The sequence below is a fragment of the Methylophaga sp. UBA1464 genome, assembly GCF_002325665.1.
Taxonomy (GTDB): Bacteria; Pseudomonadota; Gammaproteobacteria; order Nitrosococcales; family Methylophagaceae; genus Methylophaga.
In genome coordinates, this window is the sequence record NZ_DCSO01000082.1 from 3,864 (window position 1) to 7,138 (window position 3,275).

Annotated in this window: 3 protein-coding genes and 2 pseudogenes; 4 read left to right on the forward strand and 1 reads right to left on the reverse strand. The window is 43.1% G+C overall.

What is annotated here, in order from left to right; translation table 11 throughout:
* Positions 1-245, reverse strand: a pseudogene (locus B3O33_RS10405) (MarR family transcriptional regulator); the annotation flags it as partial.
* A 280-nt stretch (positions 246-525) separates the two neighbouring features.
* Between B3O33_RS10405 and ectA the strand changes: the two are divergent.
* From ectA to B3O33_RS10425, 4 genes and pseudogenes are all read left to right on the forward strand, one after another.
* Positions 526-1,041, forward strand: a complete 516-nt coding sequence (gene ectA, locus B3O33_RS10410) for a diaminobutyrate acetyltransferase (protein ID WP_292360094.1) — start codon at positions 526-528, stop codon at positions 1,039-1,041.
* Positions 1,042-1,096: 55 nt separating this feature from the next.
* Positions 1,097-2,458 (forward strand): diaminobutyrate--2-oxoglutarate transaminase, encoded by a 1,362-nt coding sequence (gene ectB, locus B3O33_RS10415; protein ID WP_292360092.1) that lies wholly within the window; start codon positions 1,097-1,099, stop codon positions 2,456-2,458.
* 84 nt (positions 2,459-2,542) lie between these two features.
* Positions 2,543-2,947, forward strand: coding sequence for an ectoine synthase (locus tag B3O33_RS10420; RefSeq protein ID WP_292360090.1), 405 nt, complete (start codon positions 2,543-2,545; stop codon positions 2,945-2,947).
* 58 nt (positions 2,948-3,005) lie between these two features.
* Positions 3,006-3,275: pseudogene (locus tag B3O33_RS10425) on the forward strand (aspartate kinase); the annotation flags it as partial.

Genomic DNA, 3,275 nt, shown 5'->3' on the forward strand with positions numbered 1-3,275 from the left:
CTTTCCTGAGCCAGTTCGCCGATGGTGACTTGCCCTTTATCTCGCAGGGTTTGTAACAAGAGAATCTGTGGTGCCGTCAGCCCGGTGGTTTTGGCCAGATATTTAGAATGTAGATCGGTAGCGCGGATAACTCGGCGTAACGCAATAAGCACTTCTTCAATGTGATTCAACAGGTGTTCCCTTTGCTCTTTGTCTAGTCCAAGCGCGTCGATAGTCTCAGTATTAATTTGGATTGAATTCAGCATATTCTCCCACGTTTTTTTACAAATGGTTCAACTTGGGGCAGACCTCTTTTCAAACACAATCCGGTTTAAACTACATCCAATTTCAACGTTATCAAACTAAATTGTGCGACATTGTGTGGTCTGGACTTTTAATTTGTTTAGTGTACTATATATTTAGATTCTGTCATCTGCAAGTCATAAATGTATGATTGTATTGATTAATGAAAAATGTGATGGCAATTTCTATTTTTTATAAGCCATTTAGTGCTTAGTGTAATAAACATTAGAGTTGATTATAAATATGACCCAAACCAAACCCGCACCCTTACCTATAGAGTTGATGCAACCAACGGCAGAGTTGGGTGCAGATGTGCATAAACTCATTTCAGCGTGCCCCCCTTTAGATACCAACTCAATGTATTGCAACTTACTGCAAAGCAGTCATTTTGCAGAAACAGCCGTTGCGGCTGTTCTTGACAATGAATTAGTCGGTTTTATTTCCGGTTATCGCATTCCTAAACGCCCTGAAACACTGTTTGTGTGGCAGGTAGCCGTTGGCGAAAAAGCCCGAGGTCAGGGGCTTGCCGGAAGAATGTTAAAAGCGATTCTTTCGCGAGAACAAAACCGCGATATAAAAAGAATTGAAACAACAATAACCCCGGATAACAAAGCATCATGGGCGTTATTTGAGAGTCTGGCTCGTAAGCTGGATACCGAAATAAGCAGTAGTGTTATGTTTGATCGTCATCAGCATTTTGCCAATCAACACGATACTGAAATGTTAGTCAAAGTTGGCCCATTCAAGCCAATTGCCTAACCCATAATGAATTCAGGTCAGCAATGACCAAAATTTCCACAGGAGAGAAAAGCGAATGAAAATTTTTGAAGAGATCGAATCAGAAGTGCGTTCATATGCCCGCGCGTTCCCTCGTTTATTTGACAAGGCACAAGGCGAGTTGATTTACGATGATGACGGCAATGAATATATAGACTTTCTGGCCGGTGCCGGTTCGCTGAATTATGGTCACAATCATCCGTTATTTAAAGAGAAACTGATCGAATACATTCAACGTGATGGTATTACTCAAGGCCTGGATTTACACACTCGTGCCAAGGGTGAGTTTTTAGAAAGTTTTAACGAGAATATTCTAAAACCCCGTGACCTTGATTACATCGTCATGTTTACCGGTCCAACCGGAACCAATGCCGTTGAAGCGGCATTAAAAATTGCCCGTAAAAAAACCGGTCGTGAAAATATTATCTCTTTCACTAATGGCTGGCATGGTCAAACCCTGGGGGCATTATCGGTGACGGGTAACTCAACCCATCGTGGTGGTGCAGGTATCGCTTTACACGGTTCAACCCGTATTCCTTATGATGGCTATCTTGGTGATGATGTAGATACCACCAACCTGCTCGACAAGATGTTATCGGATTCCAGCAGTGGTGTTGATAAGCCCGCTGCGGTAATTGTTGAAACTGTACAGGGTGAGGGTGGAATTAACGCTGCTTCAATGACATGGTTACAAAGCCTTTCAGAAATCTGCAAGCGCCATGAGGTATTGCTGATTGTCGATGATATTCAGGCTGGCTGTGGGCGTACTGGTACGTTCTTCAGCTTTGAAGAAGCGGGTATTTACCCGGACATTGTCACCTTATCGAAATCATTGAGTGGTTATGGACTGCCATTCGCTGTAGTACTGATGAAACCGGAAGTTGATCAATGGTCTCCGGGTGAGCATAACGGTACATTCCGTGGTAATAATCACGCATTTGTCACTGCTAAAGCCGCGCTGGACTATTTCTGGAAAGACGATAAATTTGCCAAAGAAGTACAACGTAAAGGTCAATATATTGCTGATCGTGTTGATGCTATTGTGACCAGATATGGCGAAGGTAACTTCAACTCACATGGTCGGGGCATGTTCCGTGGCATCAACTGCGTCAGCGGCGAATTAGCGGGTCAAATCACCCGTAAATGTTTCCAGAACGGTTTGATTATCGAAACCAGTGGTGCCGATGATCATGTGGTGAAATTTCTCTGTCCACTGACAATTACCGATGAAAACCTGAAAAAAGGTATCGATATTCTGGAGAAAGCCATTAAGGAAGTGTGTGATAAGGCAGATAGTATTCCGGAAGAAAAAGACTTTTTTGAAGGTGATTACTCAGTGAGTGACGAAGCCAGTAAATCCGATACGTTTGAAGCGGCCGATAACAAAGCAGCAAGTTAATCAACCGGGATCTACTTATCTTTCTAATTCGGTGACTGATCTTTCGGTCACCGGACTTTACAAGTAATTAACAGAGGACAAGTCATGATTGTCAGACAACTACAAGAAGCACAACAAACCTCTCGTCGTATCGTTTCGCCGGATGGTAATTGGGAAAGCACCCGTATGTTATTGAAAGATGACAATATGGGGTACTCATTCCATATCACTACAATTTATGCCGGTGCCGATTTCCGTATGCATTATCAGAATCATCTGGAATCAGTGTATTGCATCAGTGGCGAAGGTGAAGTGGAAACACTGGATGACGGCAAAGTCTACAAAATCACACCGGGAACCTTATACAACCTGGATAAACATGATCGCCATATCCTGCGTGCATTTAAAGAACTTCACCTTGCCTGCGTATTCAACCCACCTTTGAATGGTAAAGAAGTTCACAACGCTGAAGGTGCCTATGAACTAGACGCTGAAGCAGTAACTGAATAACAGGCAATGCAGCCTTTCCGGTTTGGTCCGGAGTACAACGAATTAACAGAGAGTAGATATGCAATTTCATACGGTAGAAAAAATAGGCGGCACCTCAATGAGCGACTATGTCGCGGTGCGCGACAATATTATTCTGAAACCGGTTCATAACGAGTCAATTTACAATCGTGTATTTGTTGTTTCAGCATACGGTGGTATCACCAATCTGCTACTTGAGCATAAGAAAAACGGGACAGCAGGCGTGTATGCTGAATTTGCCAATAGTCTGAATGATGACAGTTGGCAAGAAGCGATGGAAAAGCTCAAGCAGGAGATTTTTTCCATCAAC

Bases quoted from the DNA above. Each gene is read 5' to 3' on its own strand.
- ectA (WP_292360094.1), top strand. From the start codon at position 526: ATGACCCAAACCAAACCCGCACCCTTACCTATAGAGTTGATGCAACCA.
- ectB (WP_292360092.1), top strand. From the start codon at position 1,097: ATGAAAATTTTTGAAGAGATCGAATCAGAAGTGCGTTCATATGCCCGC.
- B3O33_RS10420 (WP_292360090.1), top strand. From the start codon at position 2,543: ATGATTGTCAGACAACTACAAGAAGCACAACAAACCTCTCGTCGTATC.